18 protein-coding genes and 1 tRNA gene are annotated in these 18,922 nt (G+C 61.4%); 10 read left to right on the top strand and 9 right to left on the bottom strand.

The genetic code is table 11. From position 1 onward, the window contains the following. Positions 1 to 113 precede the first annotated feature (113 nt). Positions 114 to 383 (top strand): DksA/TraR family C4-type zinc finger protein, encoded by a 270-nt coding sequence (locus tag ACN0WV_RS12395; protein ID WP_417606148.1) that lies wholly within the window; start codon positions 114 to 116, stop codon positions 381 to 383. Positions 384 to 727: 344 nt separating this feature from the next. Next, positions 728 to 2,113, top strand: coding sequence for a signal recognition particle-docking protein FtsY (gene ftsY, locus ACN0WV_RS12400; RefSeq protein ID WP_417606150.1), 1,386 nt, complete (start codon positions 728 to 730; stop codon positions 2,111 to 2,113). 52 nt (positions 2,114 to 2,165) lie between these two features. Here ftsY and ACN0WV_RS12405 read toward each other — a convergent pair whose 3' ends face one another. Beyond that, positions 2,166 to 2,645, bottom strand: coding sequence for an MgtC/SapB family protein (locus ACN0WV_RS12405; RefSeq protein ID WP_084353383.1), 480 nt, complete (start codon positions 2,643 to 2,645; stop codon positions 2,166 to 2,168). A gap of 84 nt (positions 2,646 to 2,729) precedes the next feature. Between ACN0WV_RS12405 and ACN0WV_RS12410 the strand changes: the two genes are divergently transcribed. The 5 genes from ACN0WV_RS12410 to ACN0WV_RS12430 all read left to right on the top strand — a co-directional run bounded on the left by ACN0WV_RS12410 (position 2,730) and on the right by ACN0WV_RS12430 (position 8,512). Then, entirely contained in the window at positions 2,730 to 3,632 is a 903-nt protein-coding gene (locus ACN0WV_RS12410; RefSeq protein WP_417606153.1) for an EamA family transporter, read from the top strand. 28 nt (positions 3,633 to 3,660) lie between these two features. Then, complete coding sequence (locus tag ACN0WV_RS12415; RefSeq protein ID WP_417606155.1) at positions 3,661 to 4,260, top strand: inner membrane-spanning protein YciB; 600 nt, start codon at positions 3,661 to 3,663, stop codon at positions 4,258 to 4,260. Positions 4,261 to 4,479: 219 nt separating this feature from the next. Next, on the top strand, positions 4,480 to 6,777 hold the full coding sequence (locus ACN0WV_RS12420) for a xanthine dehydrogenase family protein molybdopterin-binding subunit (RefSeq protein ID WP_417606157.1): 2,298 nt from the start codon (positions 4,480 to 4,482) through the stop codon (positions 6,775 to 6,777). Next, entirely contained in the window at positions 6,755 to 7,777 is a 1,023-nt protein-coding gene (locus ACN0WV_RS12425; protein WP_417606159.1) for a DUF2235 domain-containing protein, read from the top strand. The genes ACN0WV_RS12420 and ACN0WV_RS12425 overlap by 23 nt, the downstream gene beginning before the upstream one ends. A 258-nt stretch (positions 7,778 to 8,035) precedes the next feature. Then, a complete protein-coding gene (locus ACN0WV_RS12430) occupies positions 8,036 to 8,512 on the top strand; it encodes a CoA-binding protein (protein WP_084353337.1) in 477 nt (158 codons plus the stop codon). Positions 8,513 to 8,572: 60 nt separating this feature from the next. Here the strand turns inward: ACN0WV_RS12430 and ACN0WV_RS12435 are convergent, their stop codons facing one another. After that, positions 8,573 to 8,884, bottom strand: a complete 312-nt coding sequence (locus ACN0WV_RS12435) for a phosphoribosyl-ATP diphosphatase (protein WP_417606161.1) — start codon at positions 8,882 to 8,884, stop codon at positions 8,573 to 8,575. Continuing rightward, a complete protein-coding gene (gene hisF / locus ACN0WV_RS12440; RefSeq protein WP_417606163.1) occupies positions 8,881 to 9,642 on the bottom strand; it encodes an imidazole glycerol phosphate synthase subunit HisF in 762 nt (253 codons plus the stop codon). Before hisF ends, ACN0WV_RS12435 begins: the two co-directional genes overlap by 4 nt. A gap of 152 nt (positions 9,643 to 9,794) precedes the next feature. Between hisF and ACN0WV_RS12445 the strand changes: the two genes are divergently transcribed. Together ACN0WV_RS12445 and ACN0WV_RS12450 are read left to right on the top strand one after the other, a co-directional pair. After that, positions 9,795 to 10,904, top strand: coding sequence for a THUMP domain-containing class I SAM-dependent RNA methyltransferase (locus ACN0WV_RS12445; RefSeq protein ID WP_417606165.1), 1,110 nt, complete (start codon positions 9,795 to 9,797; stop codon positions 10,902 to 10,904). 99 nt (positions 10,905 to 11,003) lie between these two features. After that, positions 11,004 to 11,453 carry a DUF302 domain-containing protein gene (locus tag ACN0WV_RS12450; RefSeq protein ID WP_417606167.1) on the top strand — a complete coding sequence of 150 codons (450 nt, stop codon included), beginning with the start codon at positions 11,004 to 11,006 and terminating at the stop codon, positions 11,451 to 11,453. On the opposite strand, the gene hisA is transcribed toward ACN0WV_RS12450, so the two are convergent. After that, positions 11,450 to 12,172, bottom strand: coding sequence for a 1-(5-phosphoribosyl)-5-[(5-phosphoribosylamino)methylideneamino]imidazole-4-carboxamide isomerase (hisA, locus tag ACN0WV_RS12455; protein ID WP_417606169.1), 723 nt, complete (start codon positions 12,170 to 12,172; stop codon positions 11,450 to 11,452). The two genes, ACN0WV_RS12450 and hisA, sit on opposite strands and share 4 nt — an antisense overlap. Before the next feature lie 136 nt (positions 12,173 to 12,308). Here hisA and ACN0WV_RS12460 point away from each other — a divergent pair, with 136 nt between their 5' ends. After that, a complete protein-coding gene (locus ACN0WV_RS12460; RefSeq protein WP_417606171.1) occupies positions 12,309 to 12,695 on the top strand; it encodes a DUF2147 domain-containing protein in 387 nt (128 codons plus the stop codon). A gap of 166 nt (positions 12,696 to 12,861) precedes the next feature. Here ACN0WV_RS12460 and ACN0WV_RS12465 read toward each other — a convergent pair. From ACN0WV_RS12465 to ACN0WV_RS12485, 5 genes are all read right to left on the bottom strand, one after another. After that, positions 12,862 to 12,938 (bottom strand) — tRNA-Met (locus ACN0WV_RS12465). 328 nt (positions 12,939 to 13,266) lie between these two features. Beyond that, on the bottom strand, positions 13,267 to 14,208 hold the full coding sequence (locus tag ACN0WV_RS12470) for a hypothetical protein (protein ID WP_417606173.1): 942 nt from the start codon (positions 14,206 to 14,208) through the stop codon (positions 13,267 to 13,269). 71 nt (positions 14,209 to 14,279) lie between these two features. Beyond that, the gene (locus tag ACN0WV_RS12475; protein ID WP_417606174.1) at positions 14,280 to 15,695 is read right to left on the bottom strand and encodes an FAD-binding oxidoreductase; all 1,416 of its coding nucleotides are present in this window, start codon (positions 15,693 to 15,695) and stop codon (positions 14,280 to 14,282) included. Positions 15,696 to 16,048: 353 nt separating this feature from the next. After that, positions 16,049 to 16,516 carry a DUF411 domain-containing protein gene (locus tag ACN0WV_RS12480; RefSeq protein WP_084353343.1) on the bottom strand — a complete coding sequence of 156 codons (468 nt, stop codon included), beginning with the start codon at positions 16,514 to 16,516 and terminating at the stop codon, positions 16,049 to 16,051. Then, positions 16,513 to 18,816: a heavy metal translocating P-type ATPase gene (locus ACN0WV_RS12485; protein ID WP_417606176.1), complete on the bottom strand. Its 2,304-nt coding sequence runs from the start codon at positions 18,814 to 18,816 to the stop codon at positions 16,513 to 16,515. Before ACN0WV_RS12485 ends, ACN0WV_RS12480 begins: the two co-directional genes overlap by 4 nt. Positions 18,817 to 18,922 lie beyond the last annotated feature (106 nt).

Here is an 18,922-nt window from a genome sequence, read left to right on the forward strand (position 1 = left end):
AATCTCCTTTGGTTTGAAACATAGCGGCAGCGGCGAAAGGTCAAGCGGCCAAACCCTTTGCAGAATGGGTGCGCATACCTATGTTCAAGGAAGGCTGATTGACGGAGGATGGCATGGCAGGCGGATGGGCGCGCGACGGCGCGGTAAGCGAACAGATCGAGGCGTCGATCAATGACGAACTGGCACGTCTCAAGGCACGGCGCGCACCGACCGGCGAAAGCCTGACCCATTGTGCCGAGTGCGAAGAAGAAATCCCAGAAGCCCGCCGTATCGCCTTGCCGGGGGTGAAACTTTGCATCGACTGCCAACAGGAACGCGACGGCGCGTTCAAGGCGCGCGGTGGCATGAACCGGCGCGGGTCGAAGGACAGTCAGTTGAAGTGACCAGCCACGGTCCGGATGTGGGTCGATCTCGCTTGATCGCCTTTGTTTGGCCTGCGCTTCGTGGGCCTGTCGCAGCAAAGCAAAGGCAACGATGCGGCGCAGCCCCTGTCGCTTTGCCTTCAGCTTTCTGCAAATCCGATGATGGCTTCGCTATGCAACCTTCGACAAGGTGACTGACTGGCGGTTACGGGGTCGGATGGCGGTGGAGTGCAGTTGAGGCGCAGCCTCATCAGCGATGGATTGCGATCAGTGGCTCAACTAATTCAGCAGCCGCTTGGACAACTGGGACTTTCATCTCAGCCAGTGTGGTATTAGGTGATAAGCATCACAAGCTGAGGTTGGGTATGTCTTTTTTCGGCAAGATGAAGAACCGGTTGTTCAAGTCGTCGTCAAAGCTGGACGAGGGGCTGGAAGCGATCGTTGGCGAGGGCGGCGAAGAAGACAAAGCGCTTTCCGAGCCTCCGCGCAGCGCGGAACAGGAGCGGGCGGTACAAACCGCGCCTGAATCTCCGGGCGAGACGCCTGCGCCCACCCCGCCTGCGCCCACCCCGCCCGCGCCAGACACGCCCACCGAAGTGCCGCCTGCACCAGCACCCGATTTGCCGGAAGAGCCGCAGCCGGTGCCGGAGCCAGATTTGCCGCCGCAGACCCCGCCAGAGCCGGAGGTGCCGCCAAACCCGGCACCCGAACCCACGCCCGGCCCGGACATTCCCGGCAACAGCCCTGTCGAAGTACCACAGCAGGCACCGCAGGAAGTGCCCGTGCGCACGCCTGATCGGGTGCCCGCACCCGCGCCGCTGGAGATCCCGATTGAAGCACCGCAGGAAGTGCCCCCCCGCAGCACTGGCTTGCTCAACCGCCTGTTGGGACGGCGCGAGGATCGCATTGTGGTGCGGCGCGCGCTTGACGACGACATGCTCGAAAGCCTCGAAGAATTGCTGATTGCCTCGGATATGGGCGTTGATACGTCTTTGCGGGTCACCGCCAATATGGCCGAGGGGCGCATGGGGCGAAAGCTGTCGGTGCCGGAAATCAAACAATTGCTGTCGGACGAGATTACCCGGATCATGGATCCGGTCGCCCGCCCGATGCCGCTTTATCCGTCAAAGCCGCAGGTCGTGCTGGTGGTGGGCGTGAATGGCTCTGGCAAGACCACGACGATCGGCAAGCTGGCCAGCCAGTTTCGGGCGGCGGGCAAATCGGTCGTGATTGCGGCGGGCGACACGTTTCGCGCCGCCGCGGTAGAGCAGTTGCAGGTCTGGGGGGATCGCGCAGGTGTGCCGGTGCTGACCGCGCCCGCAGGCTCTGACCCGGCCAGTCTGGCCTTTGACGCCATGACCAAGGCGCAGGCGGATGGTGCGGACCTTCTGATGATCGACACGGCGGGCCGCCTGCAAAACCGCGCCGACCTGATGGAGGAACTGTCCAAGATCGTCCGGGTGATCCGCAAGAAAGACCCCGACGCGCCACATAACACGCTGCTGGTGCTGGATGCGACGACCGGCCAGAACGCGCTGAGTCAGGTTGAAACCTTCCGGAAGCTTGCCGATGTGTCGGGGCTGGTGATGACAAAGCTTGACGGGACCGCAAAAGGGGGCGTGCTTGTCGCATTGGCCGATAAGTTCGGCCTGCCGATCCATGCCATCGGAGTGGGCGAGCAGATCGACGATCTGGCCCCGTTTGACCCCGAGGATTTTGCCGCCGCTCTGACCGGTCTAGACCGGGCGTGACCGACGATAATCAGATGCTGCCTTGCAGGCGCAGGCCACCTGTAGACGCGCGCTACCGCGTGCCCATCCAGCGCTCAACCTCACGCAATAGCAGTAGTACGGCCAGAACGATCACTGTTGCCATCGCGGCCAGCGGCAGTTGTCCTGATCCGCAGGCAAGTCCCACAGCCCCGGCCAGCCACATAGATGCGCCGGTCGTGGTGTTGCGGACCTTGTCGCCAGAGGTGAAGATAATCCCGGCCGCGAGGAATGCGACACCTGCGGTCACCGCCTCGATCAGGCGCAGGGGATCGACGCGCAGACCGTCGGTCTCGGCGAACATCGCGGCGAGCTGCTGGCTGACGACGATGAACAGACAGGCGGCCATCGACACCAGCATATGTGTCCGCAGCCCGGCCGGTTTTTCGCGGCGTTCACGCTCTAACCCGATCATACCGCCGAACAGGACCGCTGCGAGCAGCCGGACCGCGGCAACCTCTGCCGGGATGGCGGCAAAGCTGCCTTTGAATTCACTGACAATTGTTTCGAGCATGCCTCCCCCTGCATTGCGATCCGGCCGGATCATGGACAGTCAACTCGTTTGCTTGGCGCGTGGTTCCGAAAGGTTGGGTATTGCATGAGCGCCTGGCTGATCTCTTTGGAAGGCACCGAAGCCGGACATCAGCTTGCACTTGTGCTGGCGTTGCTGGCGGCGTTTCTGCATGCCGTGTTCGGCGCGTTGCAAAAGGGACGGCACGATCCGTGGCTCAGCCGCGCGGCGATTGACGGCAGCTACGGGCTGATGGCGGCACCTTTTGCGCTGTTCGTCGTGCCCTGGCCAGAGCCGCATATGTGGCCGATCTTCGTGGGCGCTTTTGTCATTCACACCGGCTACAAGCTGTTGCAGGCGCAGGCCTATACCAAGGGTGCCTATACGGTGGTCTACCCGGTCGTGCGCGGGACCGGACCGCTATTTGCAGTCATCGGGGCCTATCTGATCTTTGGCGAGGTGTTTTCGGTCACGCAGTGGCTGGGTGTCGGTGTCCTGCTGGCGGGCATCTTCGGGCTTGCGGTCTACAATCTGATCTTTCTGACCCAAGCGCGAGACACTTTGTGGGCGGCACTTATGCTGGCCTTTCTCACCGGGATCTTCGTGGCGCTTTATACCACCTACGACGCCTACGGTATCCGGGCCACTGCGGATCCGTTTACCTTTCTGGCGTGGTTTTTCATGATCGATGGGGTGGCATTTCCGGTGCTGGGCGTGATGCGCTGGCGAAAACTGTCCGAGCGTCCGACACTGCCGCCGCTTCTGGTGCGGGGTGTGGTCGGCGGCGTGATTGCGTTCTTCAGCTTCGGGTCGATCATGCTGGCAACCCGGCTTGACAAGGTTGGCGAGGCGGCGGTCCTGCGCGAAACCTCGACCGTGTTTGCGGCGCTGATCGGCTGGCTGGTGCTGAAAGAGACGGTCGGACCGCGACGGATTGCGTTGATGACCTTGATTGCCGCAGGCGCGGTCATAGTTGAATTTGGCGGCTAAGCCCGCATTACCCGAATGGAGGCCTGTTTTGGCAGAGCGCAAGATCAATCCGATACTGAAACTGGCGCTGGAGCTTGGCCCCGTCGTCGTGTTCTTCGTGGCGTTTCTACGGCTGAAAGGGAACAGCTATGAAATCAACGGAACCATGTATGACGGGTTCATCCTGGCAACGGCGGGCTTTGTGCCACTGATGATCCTTTCGACGCTTGCGCTGTGGAAGCTGACCGGCAAGCTGTCGCGGATGCAGGTGGCCACGCTGGTTCTGGTGGTGGTGTTCGGCGGGCTGAGCGTCTGGTTCAACGACGATCAGTTCTTCAAGATGAAGCCGACGATGATCTACCTGCTGTTTGGCGGCGCGCTTGGGATCGGCTTGCTGCGCGGCGAAAGCTATCTGAAATTCGTGATGGAAGAGGTCATGCCGCTGCAACAAGAGGGCTGGATGATCCTGACCCGGCGGCTGACGGCGTTCTTCCTGACACTGGCGATTCTGAACGAGGTGATCTGGCGCACGATGAGCACCGAGACCTGGGTCTATTTCAAGACATTCGGGCTGACGGCTGCGATCTTCGTGTTTTTCATGACCCAAAGCGGTGTATTCAACCGCTACGCCATCGAGGACGACACCTGAAAGCGGGGGGGGGCCTTTTGTCCAAAACGCCCCTGTGCATAAGCGATTGCCAGCCCGCTTCGTCGTAGATCACTGAGATATGCCGGGGCACCTCACGATCTTTTCATCCCTGCGCGCAGGTGCCCGGAACCGCCTTCCCGCGGTGCGGGGCTGGACAGTTTGTACGCAGGGATTAGTCTCGCCCACAAACAACAACGGACGCCAACGGGAGAATGGGATATGGATAAATTTGGCAAGAGTCAGCCAGTCAAACGTGTCGAGGACGTCCGGTTCCTGACAGGGCATGGCCGCTATGTCGATGATATAGCCCCGGAAGGGGCGCTGTTTGCGTATGTCTTTCGGTCGCCCGTCGCGCATGCCACGATCACCACGTTGAACGTGGATGAGGCGCGCGCGGCTGAAGGTGTGCATGCGGTGCTGACCGTTCAGGACCTGCTGGATGGTGGGCTGGATGTTCACATTCCCGGTGCCACGCAGCCCAATCGCGATGGTACGGACGGTGCCGCACCCGAACGCCCGGTTCTGGCGCGGGGCAAGCTGCGTCATGTCGGCGAGGCCGTGGCGATGGTGGTCGCAGACACGCTACAGCAAGCCAAGGACGCGGCAGAGCTGATCGAGTTGGACTATGACGAATTGCCCGCCCAGATGGCCTGTGCGCCGGGCGACGTGGCGATCCATGACGAGGCACCGGACAACCGGGCGCTGGATTACGGTCTGGGCGATGAAGAGGCCTGCAACGCGGCGTTCGAGGCTGCCGCCCATGTGGTCAGCCTTGAAGTGCCCGACAACCGGATCATGGTCTGCTCGATGGAGCCGCGTGGATGTTTCGCCGAATGGGACGCTGACAAGCTCCATGTCTCGGTCAACGGCCAGGGCGTCTGGGGGCAGAAGGACCTGCTGTCCAAGGCGTTTGGCTTGCCCGACGACAAGGTGCGCGTGACCAACCCGGATGTCGGCGGAGGCTTCGGGATGAAGGGGTTTGCCTATCCGGAATATCATGTTGTGGCCTTTGCCGCGAAGACGTTGGGCCGTCCCGTGCGCTGGATGTCGGACCGGACAGAGGCGATGCTGTCGGACAATGGCGGGCGCGATCTGGTCAGCCTGGGCGAGCTGGCCTTTGATGAAAACCTCAAGATCACGGCCTACCGCGTGCATAGCAAATTCAACCTTGGTGCTTACAATTCGCAATTTGCGCAGGCTATTCAGACCTTTCTGTTCGGCCGCGTGTTGATGGGCACGTATGACGTGCAGAACACCTGGCTGCGTGCCGAAGGGTATTTCACCAATACCGCACCGGTTGACGCCTATCGCGGTGCCGGACGGCCCGAGGCAATCTACCTGCTGGAGCGGCTGATGGACCGCGCCGCGCGCGAGCTGGATATTGATCCGGTCGAATTGCGGCGACGGAACTTCATTCCCGAGGCATCGTTTCCCTACAAGACCGCCACCGGAGAGCTTTATGACGTCGGCGAGTTTGCCAAGCTTCTGGACAGAGCCGTGGAAGAGGCGGACCACGCCGGTCTTGCTGCGCGCAAGGCGGCGTCCGAAGCCAAGGGGCGGCTGCGCGGGTTGGGCATCTGTTACTATATCGAAAGTATTTTGGGGGATCCTTCCGAAGGTGCCAGAGTAGAGTTCGAGGAGGATGGCAGCGTGACCTTGTTTGTCGGAACCCAGTCGAACGGTCAGGGCCATGAAACTGTCTATGCGCAGTTCCTGTCCGACCAGTCCGGCATTCCAGCAGATCGGATCCGTGTGGTGCAAGGTGACAGTGATCTGATCGCCAAGGGCGGCGGCACGGGCGGGTCACGCTCTGTCACCACGCAGACGAACGTGACGCTGACCGCAGTTGCAAAGATCGTGACAGAATTTTCGGCGTTTCTGGCCGAAAAACTGGGCGTCGACGCGGCTGATGTCAGCTTTGATGATATGCAATTCCGCGCCGAGGGGTCGAACGTGACGCCGACCATGCTGGAAGTGGCCCAGATGGCGCGCGAGGCCGGTCGTGACGATCTGTTGCGGCATGACGCGCGCGACGAATTGCCGGGACGGTCCTATCCGAATGGCGCGCATATTGCCGAGGTCGAAATTGACCCCGAAACCGGTGATGTGCAGGTCGACCGCTATACGGTTGTTGATGATTTCGGCAACCTCATCAACCCGATGCTGGCCGAAGGGCAGGTGCATGGCGGGGTCGCTCAGGGGCTTGGTCAGGCGATCACGGAACGCGTGGTTTACGACGAGGATGGGCAACTGCTCACGGCGACGTTCATGGACTATGCGGTTCCACGGGCCGACAATGTGCCGATGATTTCCTTCTCGACGCGCCCGGTGCCGTCGACGGCCAACCCGATGGGGATGAAAGGTTGCGGAGAGGCGGGAACTGTCGGGGCAATGGCCGCTGTCGCCAATGCTGTGCAGGATGCATTGTGGCAGCGCGGGGTACGTCAGGCCGACATGCCCTTCACGCCGCACAGAGTATGGGAAATGTTGAACGATGTGGCCATCGCGGCTGAGTGACAGATTCGTAACCTGGCTGCGCCGGACATTTCGGGCCGATCATTCGGCGTTGAGCGCCCGGCGTGGGATTCGCACTCATGTGATCGTTCTGGATGGCACGATGTCGTCCTTGGTCCCCGGCGAAGAGACCAATGCCGGCATCACTTACCGTCTGCTGGAAGAGATGAACGGCCAGCTGTCGCTGTATTACGAGGCAGGCATTCAGTGGCAGGAATGGCGAAGCACCGCGGATGTTCTGACCGGGCGCGGCATAAACCGTCAGATCCGAAGGGCTTACGGTTTTCTGGCGTCGCGCTACAGGCCGGGAGACAGGATTTTTCTGTTCGGGTATTCGCGTGGTGCCTATGCGGTGCGGTCTTTGGCGGGTCTGATCGACCGCGTTGGACTGCTGCGCGCCGAAGAGGCGACAGTCCGGAATATCCGGACGATCTACAGGCTTTACGAAAGCGACCCGGCAGGCCCGGTCACCCGGTCGTTTGGTCAGGCCCATTGCCATCCGCAAGCCCCGATCGAGATGATCGGCGTGTGGGATACCGTCAAGGCGCTTGGCTTGAGATTGCCCGTGTTGTGGCGCTGGATCGAGGATAAGCACGGGTTTCACAACCATGAGCTGGGCGCGAGTATCCGGCATGGCTACCACGCGCTGGCGCTGAACGAGACCCGTCATGCCTATGCGCCGGTTTTGTGGACAAGCCCGCCGGATTGGCCGGGCAAGGCCGAACAGGTCTGGTTTCGCGGCACCCATGGGGATGTCGGTGGACAACTGAACGGGCATATCGCGTCACGGCCTTTGGCGAATATTCCACTGGTCTGGATGTTGGGCCGGGCCGAGGCATGCGGTCTGCCCTTGCCCGATGGTTGGCGTGCACGGTTTCCCTGCGATGTCACGGCACCCTCGGTTGGCACATGGAATGGCACGGGAAAGCTGTTTTGGTTCCGCAGGGCGCGCACGGTCGGGCGGGACGCTTCGGAACGTCTGCACGAGTCGGTGGGAGCGTGAGATCACCCTGCGCATCCCGGCGAAGCGCAGGCCATTTGATCGTCCGCAAAGTGTCGGGATTCAGCTGTCAATCACATTTCCTTGAGTGGTCCTTATAATTTTCAGCCTGTTGCCTATCTACTGTATCAAGAGCACGGGCCGGAACCCCGAAGCTCTTTTACACTGTCCCTCGTTCCGCTACTGGCGCTCAAGACTGGTTCTTGAGCGCCTTTTCTTTTTCGACTTTTGTCGGCACGATGATGACGGTAGCTTGGGCGCATGAGTGAAACATATTCCGACGCCTTCCTGAAAAAGATACTGACCCGGACGAAAACCATCGCGGTGGTCGGGGTGTCGCCCAATCCGGTGCGGCCCAGCCACTATGTTGCCCGGTATCTGGCGCTGAAGGGGTTTCAGGTGATTCCGGTGAATCCCGGTCATGTTGGTAAACAGCTTTTTGGTGCAACGGTGCGGGCATCGCTGACAGATATCAAGCAACCAGTCGATATGGTTGATATATTTCGCCGCTCAGAGGCTGTGCCCGATATTGTTGAAGAAGCGCTTCAGGTGTTGCCTGCGCTGCGTACGGTCTGGATGCAGATCGGTGTGCAGCATGATGAGGCGGCACAGGCGGCCAGAGCGGCCGGTTGCGATGTGATCATGAACCGTTGCCCGAAGATCGAATACCAGCGATTGTTCGGTGAGTTGCGTATGGGCGGCTTCAACACCGGGATATTGTCGTCGAAACTGACGTGACGTTGTGCGCCGCTGTTCCGGCTGCGCCGGAAGGCGCCCCGCCCACCGTCCCGTCGTCAGCTATTCCGAGCGCGACGCTTTTTCGCTGATGCCGGAAGTGCCTTGCCGCCGCGCCAGTTCCGCCATGACATCCGAGAGCGGCACGTTGCGCGACTGAAGCATGACGAGGAGATGAAACAGGACATCGGCGGCTTCTGACGCGAGGCGCGATTTGTCATCTTTGATGGCTTCGATAATGGCTTCTATCGCCTCTTCTCCGAACTTCTCGGCGCATTTTTCCGGGCCTTTGGCGAGAAGCCTGGCCGTCCAGGAGCTATCCGGGTCGGCTTGGACGCGTGCCGCGATCGTGGCGGCGAGATCGTCGAGGGTCATGTCATCCTCATAGGAATGCCGGCGGCAGCCATATGGGCCTTGGCCTCGGTAATCGTATAGTCACCGAAATGGAAGATCGAGGCGGCCAGCACGGCGGAAGCCCCGCCCAATGTGACGCCTTCGACAAGGTGATCGAGCGTGCCGACGCCGCCCGAGGCGATCACCGGGACAGAAACAGCATCCGAGATGGCGCGGGTCAGCGGCAGGTTAAAACCTGCACGCGTGCCGTCGCGGTCCATCGAGGTGAGCAGAATCTCTCCGGCACCTTTGGCCGTGACAGTGCGGGCAAAATCCACAGCATCAATGCCGGTGGGACGGCGGCCGCCATGGGTGAAGATTTCCCATTGGCCTGGGGCTGTGGTCTTGGCGTCTATGGCTACGACGATGCACTGGCTTCCAAACTGGTCCGCAGCGCGGGCCACGACGTCCGGATCGGCGACGGCGGCGGAGTTGAAGCTGACCTTGTCGGCACCTGCCAGCAGCAGCGCCCGGACATCAGCAGCGGTCCTTACGCCGCCACCGACTGTCAGGGGGATGAAGCATTGCTCTGCCGTGCGGGTGACCACATCGAACATTGTGCCGCGGTTTTCATGGGTCGCGTGGATGTCGAGAAAGCAGATCTCGTCGGCTCCGGCCGCGTCATAGGCGCGGGCGGCATCGACGGGGTCACCGGCGTCGCGCAGATCGACGAAGTTGACGCCCTTGACGACACGGCCGTCGGCCACGTCAAGGCAGGGGATGATGCGTGTCTTCAACATGGGCGACGTCATACGCGGCGGCAGGGCGGGCGGCAAGCGTGGAAAACACGCAGGTCGTTGAGTGACCTGCCACGACCTTGCAGTTAGCGGGTGTCGGTGGAGTTGGTGAAAAACCTGTCGCGGGGGCGGGGCGATTGATCTATGGCAGCCATATGGAAAACACGTTTGAGATCTTTCTGGCGGCAGCGCCGGGGTTGGAAGAGGTGCTGGCCGAGGAGGCTGGCGCGCTGGGATTTGGTCCGTTGGAGGCCGTGCCGGGGGGCGTGAGCTTTCAGGGGGGCTGGCCCGAGGTCTGGCGGGCCAATCTTGCGCTTCGGGGTGCCGGGCGGGTGCTTGCACGGATCGGCGGGTTTCCGGTGTTCCATCTGGCGCAAATGGACAAGCGGGCGCGCAAATTTCCCTGGGGGGACGTCCTGCGGACGGATGTGCCCGTGAAGGTCGAGGTCACCTGCCGCCGGTCAAAGATCTATCATGCAGGGGCGGCCAGCGAACGGATCGTGCGGGCGATCACCGAAGAGCTTGGCGCGCCGGTCGCCGATGACGCGCCGGTGCGGGTGCTGGCGCGGATCGAGGATAATTTCTGCGGCTTTTCCGTCGATACTTCGGGCGATGCTCTGCACAAGCGCGGCCATAAAGAGGCCGTTGGCAAGGCCCCGATGCGCGAGACATTGGCGGCGCTGTTCCTGCGGCAATGCGGCTATGACGGGGCCGAGCCGGTGGTTGACCCGATGTGCGGGTCGGGGACGTTTCCGATTGAGGCGGCAGAGTGGTCGGCAGGTCTGATGCCGGGGCGCTCGCGGGCATTTGCCTTCGAGAAATTCGCAGGCTTTGATGTTGACGCATTTGCTGGAATGCGCGGGCCTTCTGACGTGGCTGATGGGCCGGTGCGGTATTTCGGGTTTGACCGTGATGCCGGGGCGATCCGGATGAGCCAGGCCAATGCCGCGCGCGCCGGGGTCTCCGCCTTGACGCAATTCAAGTGCCAGCCGATCAGTGCGCTGGAGCCGCCAGAGGGACCAAAGGGGCTGGTGATGGTCAATCCGCCATATGGTGGGCGTATCGGCAACAAGAAGCTGCTCTACGGGCTTTACGGGTCTTTGGGGCAGGTGCTGAAAGAGCGGTTCGCGGGATGGCGCGTCGGGATCGTGACCAGCGAGGCGGGGTTGGCGAAAGCGACCGGACTGCCATTCGCGCCGCAGGGCGCGCCAGTGTCGTTCGGGGGGCTGAAGGTGCGGCTGTTTCGGACGGGGCCGTTGCGTTAGCGGCAATCCGCCGGAACGCCACCTCACGAAATTGTTGATGGGCAGGCGCGTGCGGTTACACGACGATAGGGGCAAGTTTTACAGCCATCGGAGTGCTTTATGAAACACTTGCTTGCCGCCGCCTTCTGCCTTGTCGCATTCCCCGCCCTCGCCAGTGATGACGATATTATCAAAGTGCAGGCCTCCGGAGATGTCGCCACAACGATGGACCGGCTGGAAGAGGCGGTGACAGGGGCTGGTACCACCGTCTTTGCACGGGTGGATCACGCGGCGGGGGCGGCCTCGGTCGACATGGTGCTGGATGACGAGCAACTGCTGATTTTCGGCAATCCCAAGCTTGGTACGCCTGCCATGCAGGATGACGCGTTGGCGGGACTGTATCTGCCGCTGCGGGTTTTGGTCTACAAGGATGGCGAAGGCCAGGTCTGGCTGGCCTATGAGGATCCAGAAGAAATGCTGGACGAATTGTCCATCCCCGACGGTGCCGAATATGTGAAGATGATGACCGGCGCGCTGGCCAAGCTGACATCTGCCGCCGCTGGCAACTAGGCCTTCAGCGCCGTGAGGGCCGATTTTAGGTCGAGCGCCCCGTCATAAAGTGCGCGGCCTGAGATTGCGCCGTTCAGGTTGGCCCCGCAGTCGCGCAGCGCGATGATGTCTTCCAGTGAGGACACGCCGCCGCTGGCGATCACCGGGATGGATACGGCGCGGGCCAGTGCCGCGGTGGCCTCGATATTCGGGCCCTGCATTGCACCGTCACGATTGATGTCGGTGTAGATGATCGCGGCGACGCCGGCGTCCTCGAAACTGCGCGCGAGGTCGGTGACCATGACATCGGTTTCCTCGGCCCAGCCCTTGGTGGCGACACGTCCGTTGCGCGCATCAATGCCCACGGCGACCTTGCCGGGGAAGGCGGCTGCTGCCTCGCGCACCAGCGCGGGGTTTTCCACGGCGACCGTCCCAAGGATGACGCGGGCGAGGCCCCGTTCCAGCCAACGCTCGATCGTGGCCATGTCGCGAATCCCGCCACCCAGCTGTGCCGGCACTTTTGTCCGCGCGAGAATCGCCTCGACCGCGGCCGCATTCACCGGCTCGCCCGCGAAGGCACCGTTCAGATCCACCAGGTGCAGCCACTCACACCCGGCCTCGACAAACTCCATCGCCTGCGCGGCGGGGTCGTCGTTGAAAACGGTGGATTTCTCCATATCCCCGCGCAAAAGCCGCACGGCCTGGCCGTCCTTGAGGTCGATGGCGGGATAAAGGATCATCTGCGTCTTCCTGTCTGTCTGTTCCGGTTCGGCTTTTGCACCGGGGACGGACAGAATGCAACGCGACCTGACGTCAGACTTGATCAACGCAGCTTCGACACGTCAGGATTGTCCCATCACTCAGGGAGGAACAGAGATGAAAATAATGGCATTGGCCGCTGCAGTTGCGCTGGTCGCGGGGGCGGCATTGGCAGATCCGGTCGAGGGCACCTGGCAAACCCAGCCCGACGACAACGGTAATTTTGGTCTGGTCAAGATCAGCACCTGCGGTGCCGAGATCTGCGGCGTGTTGGGGCAGGGCTATGACAAGTCGGGCAAGAAAGTCAGTTCGCCCAATATCGGCAAGCGGATGATCTGGGCGATGCAGCCCAAGGGCAATGGAAAATATGCCGGTGGCAAGATCTGGGCACCTGACCGTGACAAGACCTACAACTCCAGAATGCAGCTGAACGGCAGTTCGCTGAAGGTGGAAGGTTGCGTGCTGGGCATTTGCCGGGGGCAAACCTGGAGCCGGGTGAACTGAACCGACACAGTTTTATTTGGGCAATCCACCTGTGCGGGGCGGCAAGCGCTTGCCTCGCACAGCATGCGAGGTTGCGCTTTTGCGCGCCAATCTCGGAACCTGAAGCGTGTGCAGCATAGCCGGGAACCGACCCGGTTTGCAGCCTGCGCCATGATGTAGAATTAAATGGTAGCGGAGGAGGGACTTGAACCCCCGACACGCGGATTATGATTCCGCTGCTCTAACCGGCTGAGCTACTCCGCCACGGTGGACGCTAGGTAGTGCAGCACTCGGAGGGCGTCAAGCGTCTTTTTTGCCCTGAAAGACGGGTTTTTCTGCCCGAGCGAGAGACCGGCGAATTGCCACGCAGATGACAAAGAACGGGGTATCAATGCGATACGCCAGTTCGCTCCAAGCACGGGATTACCGGCAAACAAGGATGCCTTTCCGGTTTTTCCGTATCGCTCGATGGCGGTGTTCAGAAATCAGGAATTATCCACCAAAATAAACAGGCGCTGATACATGGCATCAGGCATCTACCGGATATTCTGTTCGAAAGATTGGTGGATCGCAGCCGGACATGGGGCTGCGGCTACCTGGTCCGGAACAATTCACCTTTGGTGTCATTGGTGACGACCTGCGAAAAGTCATCGGGATAGAGGTGATGCGCCAGTTCGCTTGTATAGGGCAGTTTCTGAAGCACCGTTTTCGGGAACCGGCGCTCTACCTGATTGCGACGGAACTTCACGTCTTCCGGGTTCTGCTCGGTGTCGAGATCCTGGTCATTATTGACGTAATGGCTCTCTCTGATTTCATCGAATTTGGGATGCGCGGAGAAATTCGTGACCTCCAGCCCAAGGCTCCGTTCAATGTCGTTCAAGCCATCGTTCAGGGATACTTCGTCCAGGTTCAACGTAATTGTCCGGCCAAATGGCATGTCCCATATCGGATGGATCTGAGAGCAAAGATGAGTATCCACCTGTCGCGCCGCCCGCGTCAGATCCACTGTTTTCAGAACCTCTCCGAATTCTCGCAAAGACAGGCCGTCACGCTTGATATTGATTCCGCGTTGCAAGGCAATCTCGTCCGCAATGGGAAATCTGACAGCATGTCTTAGAATCGCGACAAGGCGCTTGACCGGGTCGCGCGTGACCTTGATCAAGGTCCAGTCTTGTTGCCCGTTGGCCAGAAGCGCATTGCGTCGCCGTCTAAATTGCGCACTGTCATAATAGACTTTGGTGCGGAAATTATGCGGCCAGGGGTGATAGTAGTTCGCAGCCGCCAACAGGCGTTCTTTCAGAAAAAACCACGTCACCACATGCGAGCATGCCGATTTTGGCGAAAAGGAAACGACGATCCGCTGTTTGCTGAATATCAAGGCCCGAGGATTGACTTGAAACGCGTCGAACCATTCGTCTTTCGGCTCTTCTGTCGTAACGCTCTTTTTCAAGCCTAAACGCGCTAACATGACCATGTTCCTTACCATTGAACCGACTTTCGAACGGTTCCTAAATCCACGTCCGACCTTATACAAGGCGAACAGAGCGAACAACCGTCATGCAAGCCTTGCGTGTGGGGGACGGAGGCGTGGGGTTGATGCGCGTCTCATGCTTTTGGCAGCACCGCACCGGGGTTCATGATGCCAGCCGGGTCCAGTGCGGATTTGATCGCGCGCATGGCTGACAGTTTCGTCGCGTCGCCGTAGCGCTCCAGATCATCGACCTTCAGCCGTCCGATGCCATGCTCGGCACTGAGCGAGCCTTCCATGTCATGCACAAGGTCGTGGACGGCGCGGGTCATTGCCTGTTTCAGATTGGAAAATTCGGCCTTGTTACGGCCTTTCGGCGGGAAGATGTTGAAATGCAGATTGCCGTCTCCGACATGGCCAAAGCAATTCACCCGAAAATCGCCCATGGCGGCAATGGTTTTGCGGCCACGGGCGATAAATTCAGGCAGAGCGCCCAAGGGGACAGAGATATCATGACTGGCAATCGCGCCGATCTGCCGGTTGGCCAGTGGAATGGATTCGCGCATGGTCCAGAACTCGGCACGTTGTGTATCCGACTGCGCGACCAGCCCATCGGTGACCAGATCGGCGTCGAATGCGGCCACGAACAGCTCTTCCAGCGCTTCCGAGGGGACCAATCCGCGCGGCAGGCCCACTTCTATCAGGACCATCCATTCGGGTATCGGGTCAAAGGGCAGGCGGACATCCGGCAGCTTTTCGGCAAGGAAATCGGTGCCGGTGCGGTCGATCAGCTCAAAGGCGCTGACTGCTTCGCCGATCTGGTCACGGGCCAGCGACAGCAACGCCAATGCGGATGCGGGATCGCGCACCGCCATGATCGCGGTTCCGCGCCCGGCAGGTATAGGCGACAGTTTCAGCGCGGCTGCGGTGATGATGCCCAACGTGCCTTCGGCCCCGATCAGAAGGTGGCGCAGATCATAGCCGGTGTTGTCTTTGCGCAACCGCCGGAGCCCGTGCCAGATTTGACCGTCGGGCAGGACCGCCTCCAGCCCGAGGCAGAGATCGCGGGCATTGCCATAGCGCAGCACGTTCACGCCACCCGCATTGGTCGACAGATTGCCGCCGATCCGCGCAGTGCCTTCTGACGCCAGCGACAGCGGAAACAACCGCGACTCGGTCTCGGCAGCAGCTTGCACATCAGCCAGAGTCGCGCCAGCTTCGGCGATCAGGACGTTCTCCTGCGGGTAGACGGCGCGGATCGCGGACATGCGCTCCAGTGACAGGACGAGCGTTTGCGGACCGTCTCCGGACACCTGTCCACCGACGAGTCCGGTGCCGCCGCCGTATGGCACAATGCCCACCCGCGCGGCCTGACAGGCGCGCAGGATCGTCGCGGCCTCTTCGACGGTGCGGGGCAGGGCAACCCATTCGGACTTGCCCATCCAGGCACCGCGCGGCTCTTCCAGATAACGTGGTTCTGCGGGGCGTAGAGTGTCGTCAGGAAGGTCCCCAGCAAGTCTTTCGACAAATTCCGCATCGGCCGCGTTCAGCATGTTAATCCCCCGGTGTTTGCTGGGTCATCTTTACCAAACCGCCCGCGTGCTACAAGCAGAGTCGCTGCGCTTGCCACCGCTGGGTTGGACATCGGCCCACACTGTCGTCGGCAGGAAAAAGAACTGCGCGGCAAAACTTGGAACGTCTTGCGTGCAGGTTGATGTGGGGCCGGAAATGCATCGAGTGCCCTCGGCACGTTCCGCATGACCGTCTACCGGGGGTGGAGGCCAAAGGCACCGAGGCGGGCGTAGACAATAACAGGGCCAGCGACAGTTGTACGGGACTTTCCAGACTTTCGCCGCAATTGCGCGGATCAAATCGGCTTGGGACCCTAACGGTGAAGGCCGTTTTCTTACGCGGCCTCGTAGCTGGAAAAGACCTCCGTGCTACCGTCTTTGCGGATCAGGAAAACGTCATAGGCTTCGCGCGCATCCACTGGTCCCATGCCCGGCGATCCATAGGGCATGCCCGGCACGGCGAGACCGACGGCTTCGGGACGCTCCGCAAGGAGCCTGCGGATATCGGCCGTCGGCACATGGCCTTCGATCATGTAGCCCTCGATTTCGCCGGTATGGCAGGACGTCATCTTCTGGGGGATGCCGTTATCGAGCTTGTGCCGGATCAGGAGGGTGCCGAAGCTGCGCTCGGTGGTGACCGTGAAGCCATCTTCGCGCAAGATCTTGATCCATGCCGTGCAGCAACCGCAATTCGGGTCCTTCAAGACGTGAATCGAGAGCGCGTCCTGTGCCAGCCCGGCAGTTGCTGTCGCGGCGGCAAAGCTCGCAGCGCTGGCCATCATGGCGCGACGGGTAAGGGTCATGTGTGTTTCCTTTCAAGTGGAGTGGTCACAGATGCAGTCTCGCGATCTGTATCCGGTGTCTGTTTTGTGGCTGGACCTACCATATCGGTCGGGTCCGAAGGTCGAAAAAACAAAAGTCGCAGGGCGTTCAACGTCACTAGAACCGTAGCGCCGGTATCGGCGAGGATCGCGATCCAGAGGCCCGTTATACCAAGCACGGTGGTCACAAGGAAGACCGCCTTCAGTCCAAGAGCAATGGCGATGTTCTGACGGATGTTCGACATGGTCGCACGGGCAAGCCGGATCTTTCCCGGCACGTCCGTCACGCGGTTGCGCAGGATCGCGCCATCGGCCGTTTCCAGCGCCACGTCGGTGCCCGAACCCATAGCGACCCCGACATGGGCGGCGGCCAGCGCAGGCGCGTCGTTGATCCCGTCGCCGATCATCATGACCCTTGCGTCGGACGTCAGCTCGCGGATGGCTGTGACCTTGTCCTCTGGCATGAGTTCCGAGCGCTGTTCAATGCCAAGCCCCTCGGCGATGGCCTGGGCGGTGCGGGAATTGTCCCCGGTCAGCATGACAGACGAGATGCCGAGCCTGCGAAGCTGCGCCACCGCGTCCGCCGCATCGGCGCGTGGTTCATCCCTCAGCGCGATCAGGCCCTGGGGCACGTTGTCCCGCAGCACGATCACAACCGTCTTGCCCTCGGCTTCCAGCGCCGCAATGCGACGTCGAAGGACGTCATCGATCGCACCGCGCTCCTCTGCAAGCCGCGGCGAACCTACGCAGACGGTCACGCCGCCGATCGACGCTTCCGCGCCCTTTCCGGGCAGTGCCCGGCTGTCGGTGGTCGCAGCCACGTCGATGCCTCGTCGCTCCGCTTCTGCGCAGATCGCTTGGCCCAGCGGATGGCTCGCGCCGGCCTCGACACTGGCCGCAAGGGCCATCAAATCGTCTTCGTCCCCGGTCAGAACGGACACATCCGTCACCCGAGGCTTGCCGTGCGTCAACGTTCCGGTCTTGTCAAAGGCGACATGGGTGGTCCGCGCCGCCGCTTCGATCACCGCGCCGCCCTTCATCAGAAGGCCATTGCGTGCCCCGGTGGACAGCGCCGAGGTGATGGAGGCCGGCACTGATATTACCAGCGCGCAGGGGCAGCCAATCAGCAGAAGCGCAAGTGTGCGGTAAATCCACTCGCCCCACTCTTGCCCGAAAGCCAGCGGCGGGACGATCGCGACCAAGAGTGCGGCTCCGACAACGGCAGGCATGTAAACCCGGCTGAAGCGGTCGATGAAGCGCTCGGTCGGCGCTCGGGCGCTCTCGGCCTCCTCGACCAGCCGCACGATGCGGGCGATGGTATTGTCCTCGGCTGCTTTTGTAACCCGTACGCGCAGCAGCGCCTCTGCGTTGATCGATCCGGCATAGACCTCGGCACCCGGCTCTTTGAGGATCGGGACGCTCTCTCCCGTCACCGGGCTTTCGTCGACGCCTGATGTTCCGTTGATGACCTCACCGTCACAGGGCATCCGGTCGCCGGGACGGACCTGAACGATCTGGCCCACTTGGAGCCTCTCGGCTGACACTTCCCGGGTTCTTCCGCCGACTTCAACTCGCGCGGTTTTGGGCACAAGCTTCGACAAGGCACGGATGCTGTCGCGTGCCTTGCCGGCCGAAATGCCTTCCAAGAGCTCCCCGACAGCGAAGAGAAAGACGACGAGCGCGGCTTCTTCTGGCTCGCCGATCACGAGCGCACCGCCGGCGGCGATCGTCATCAGCATTTCGATGGTGAAGGGCATACCGGCCCGGGTCATTGCGAAGGCGCGTTGCGCCACGGGCACGATCCCGATCAGCGTGGCAAGAACGAAGGCCCAATGCGCGATTTCGGCAGGCACCACGAGACGCGACGCCCAAGCCGCCGCGAGCAATGCGCCAGTGCCAAGCACCAGGCGGCCCTTGGATGTCTGATACCACGACGGTGTCGGCACCGTCTCGGTCCCTGCCGTGTTGTCGTCCTCCGGCTTCGATTCTTCTTCCGCACCGGGGAACGCCCCGTCCGGCAGGACAAAGCCTCCCTTTGGCTTCTCCGGCCGTGCCCCCTTGGGTGCGATGCCGAATCCCACATCACGCACTGCCTTCTCAATTCGTTCGGGGGAGGTCTGATCGGCGTCCAGCGTCAGACGAAGCCGTTCGGCCATAAGCGCGACATCGACACCTTCGACGCCCGGCAGACGCTCGACCGCGCCCCGGACCTTTGCGGCGCAGGCCCCGCAATCCATGCCCGTCACCCGCCACTCGCGTCGTCCTTCACTCCTGTCCGCCATCATATCTCTCCGCCGTGATTCCCGTCGGAACCCGATATACGATCTACAGCAACTATAGGTTCAAGGCTGAATTCCAGTTTTTTGATAAATAGCCTGGTTCCGTCCT

Source organism: Primorskyibacter flagellatus (assembly GCF_048268605.1).
Taxonomy (GTDB): domain Bacteria; phylum Pseudomonadota; class Alphaproteobacteria; order Rhodobacterales; family Rhodobacteraceae; genus Primorskyibacter; species Primorskyibacter flagellatus.

Coding starts and splice junctions, on each gene's coding strand:
- ACN0WV_RS12395 (WP_417606148.1), top strand. CDS start 114: ATGGCAGGCGGATGGGCGCGCGACGGCGCGGTAAGCGAACAGATCGAG.
- ftsY (WP_417606150.1), top strand. CDS start 728: ATGTCTTTTTTCGGCAAGATGAAGAACCGGTTGTTCAAGTCGTCGTCA.
- ACN0WV_RS12405 (WP_084353383.1), bottom strand. CDS start 2,645: ATGCTCGAAACAATTGTCAGTGAATTCAAAGGCAGCTTTGCCGCCATC.
- ACN0WV_RS12410 (WP_417606153.1), top strand. CDS start 2,730: ATGAGCGCCTGGCTGATCTCTTTGGAAGGCACCGAAGCCGGACATCAG.
- ACN0WV_RS12420 (WP_417606157.1), top strand. CDS start 4,480: ATGGATAAATTTGGCAAGAGTCAGCCAGTCAAACGTGTCGAGGACGTC.
- ACN0WV_RS12425 (WP_417606159.1), top strand. CDS start 6,755: ATGTGGCCATCGCGGCTGAGTGACAGATTCGTAACCTGGCTGCGCCGG.
- ACN0WV_RS12430 (WP_084353337.1), top strand. CDS start 8,036: ATGAGTGAAACATATTCCGACGCCTTCCTGAAAAAGATACTGACCCGG.
- ACN0WV_RS12435 (WP_417606161.1), bottom strand. CDS start 8,884: ATGACCCTCGACGATCTCGCCGCCACGATCGCGGCACGCGTCCAAGCC.
- hisF (WP_417606163.1), bottom strand. CDS start 9,642: ATGTTGAAGACACGCATCATCCCCTGCCTTGACGTGGCCGACGGCCGT.
- ACN0WV_RS12445 (WP_417606165.1), top strand. CDS start 9,795: ATGGAAAACACGTTTGAGATCTTTCTGGCGGCAGCGCCGGGGTTGGAA.
- ACN0WV_RS12450 (WP_417606167.1), top strand. CDS start 11,004: ATGAAACACTTGCTTGCCGCCGCCTTCTGCCTTGTCGCATTCCCCGCC.
- hisA (WP_417606169.1), bottom strand. CDS start 12,172: ATGATCCTTTATCCCGCCATCGACCTCAAGGACGGCCAGGCCGTGCGG.
- ACN0WV_RS12460 (WP_417606171.1), top strand. CDS start 12,309: ATGAAAATAATGGCATTGGCCGCTGCAGTTGCGCTGGTCGCGGGGGCG.
- ACN0WV_RS12475 (WP_417606174.1), bottom strand. CDS start 15,695: ATGCTGAACGCGGCCGATGCGGAATTTGTCGAAAGACTTGCTGGGGAC.
- ACN0WV_RS12480 (WP_084353343.1), bottom strand. CDS start 16,516: ATGACCCTTACCCGTCGCGCCATGATGGCCAGCGCTGCGAGCTTTGCC.
- ACN0WV_RS12485 (WP_417606176.1), bottom strand. CDS start 18,816: ATGGCGGACAGGAGTGAAGGACGACGCGAGTGGCGGGTGACGGGCATG.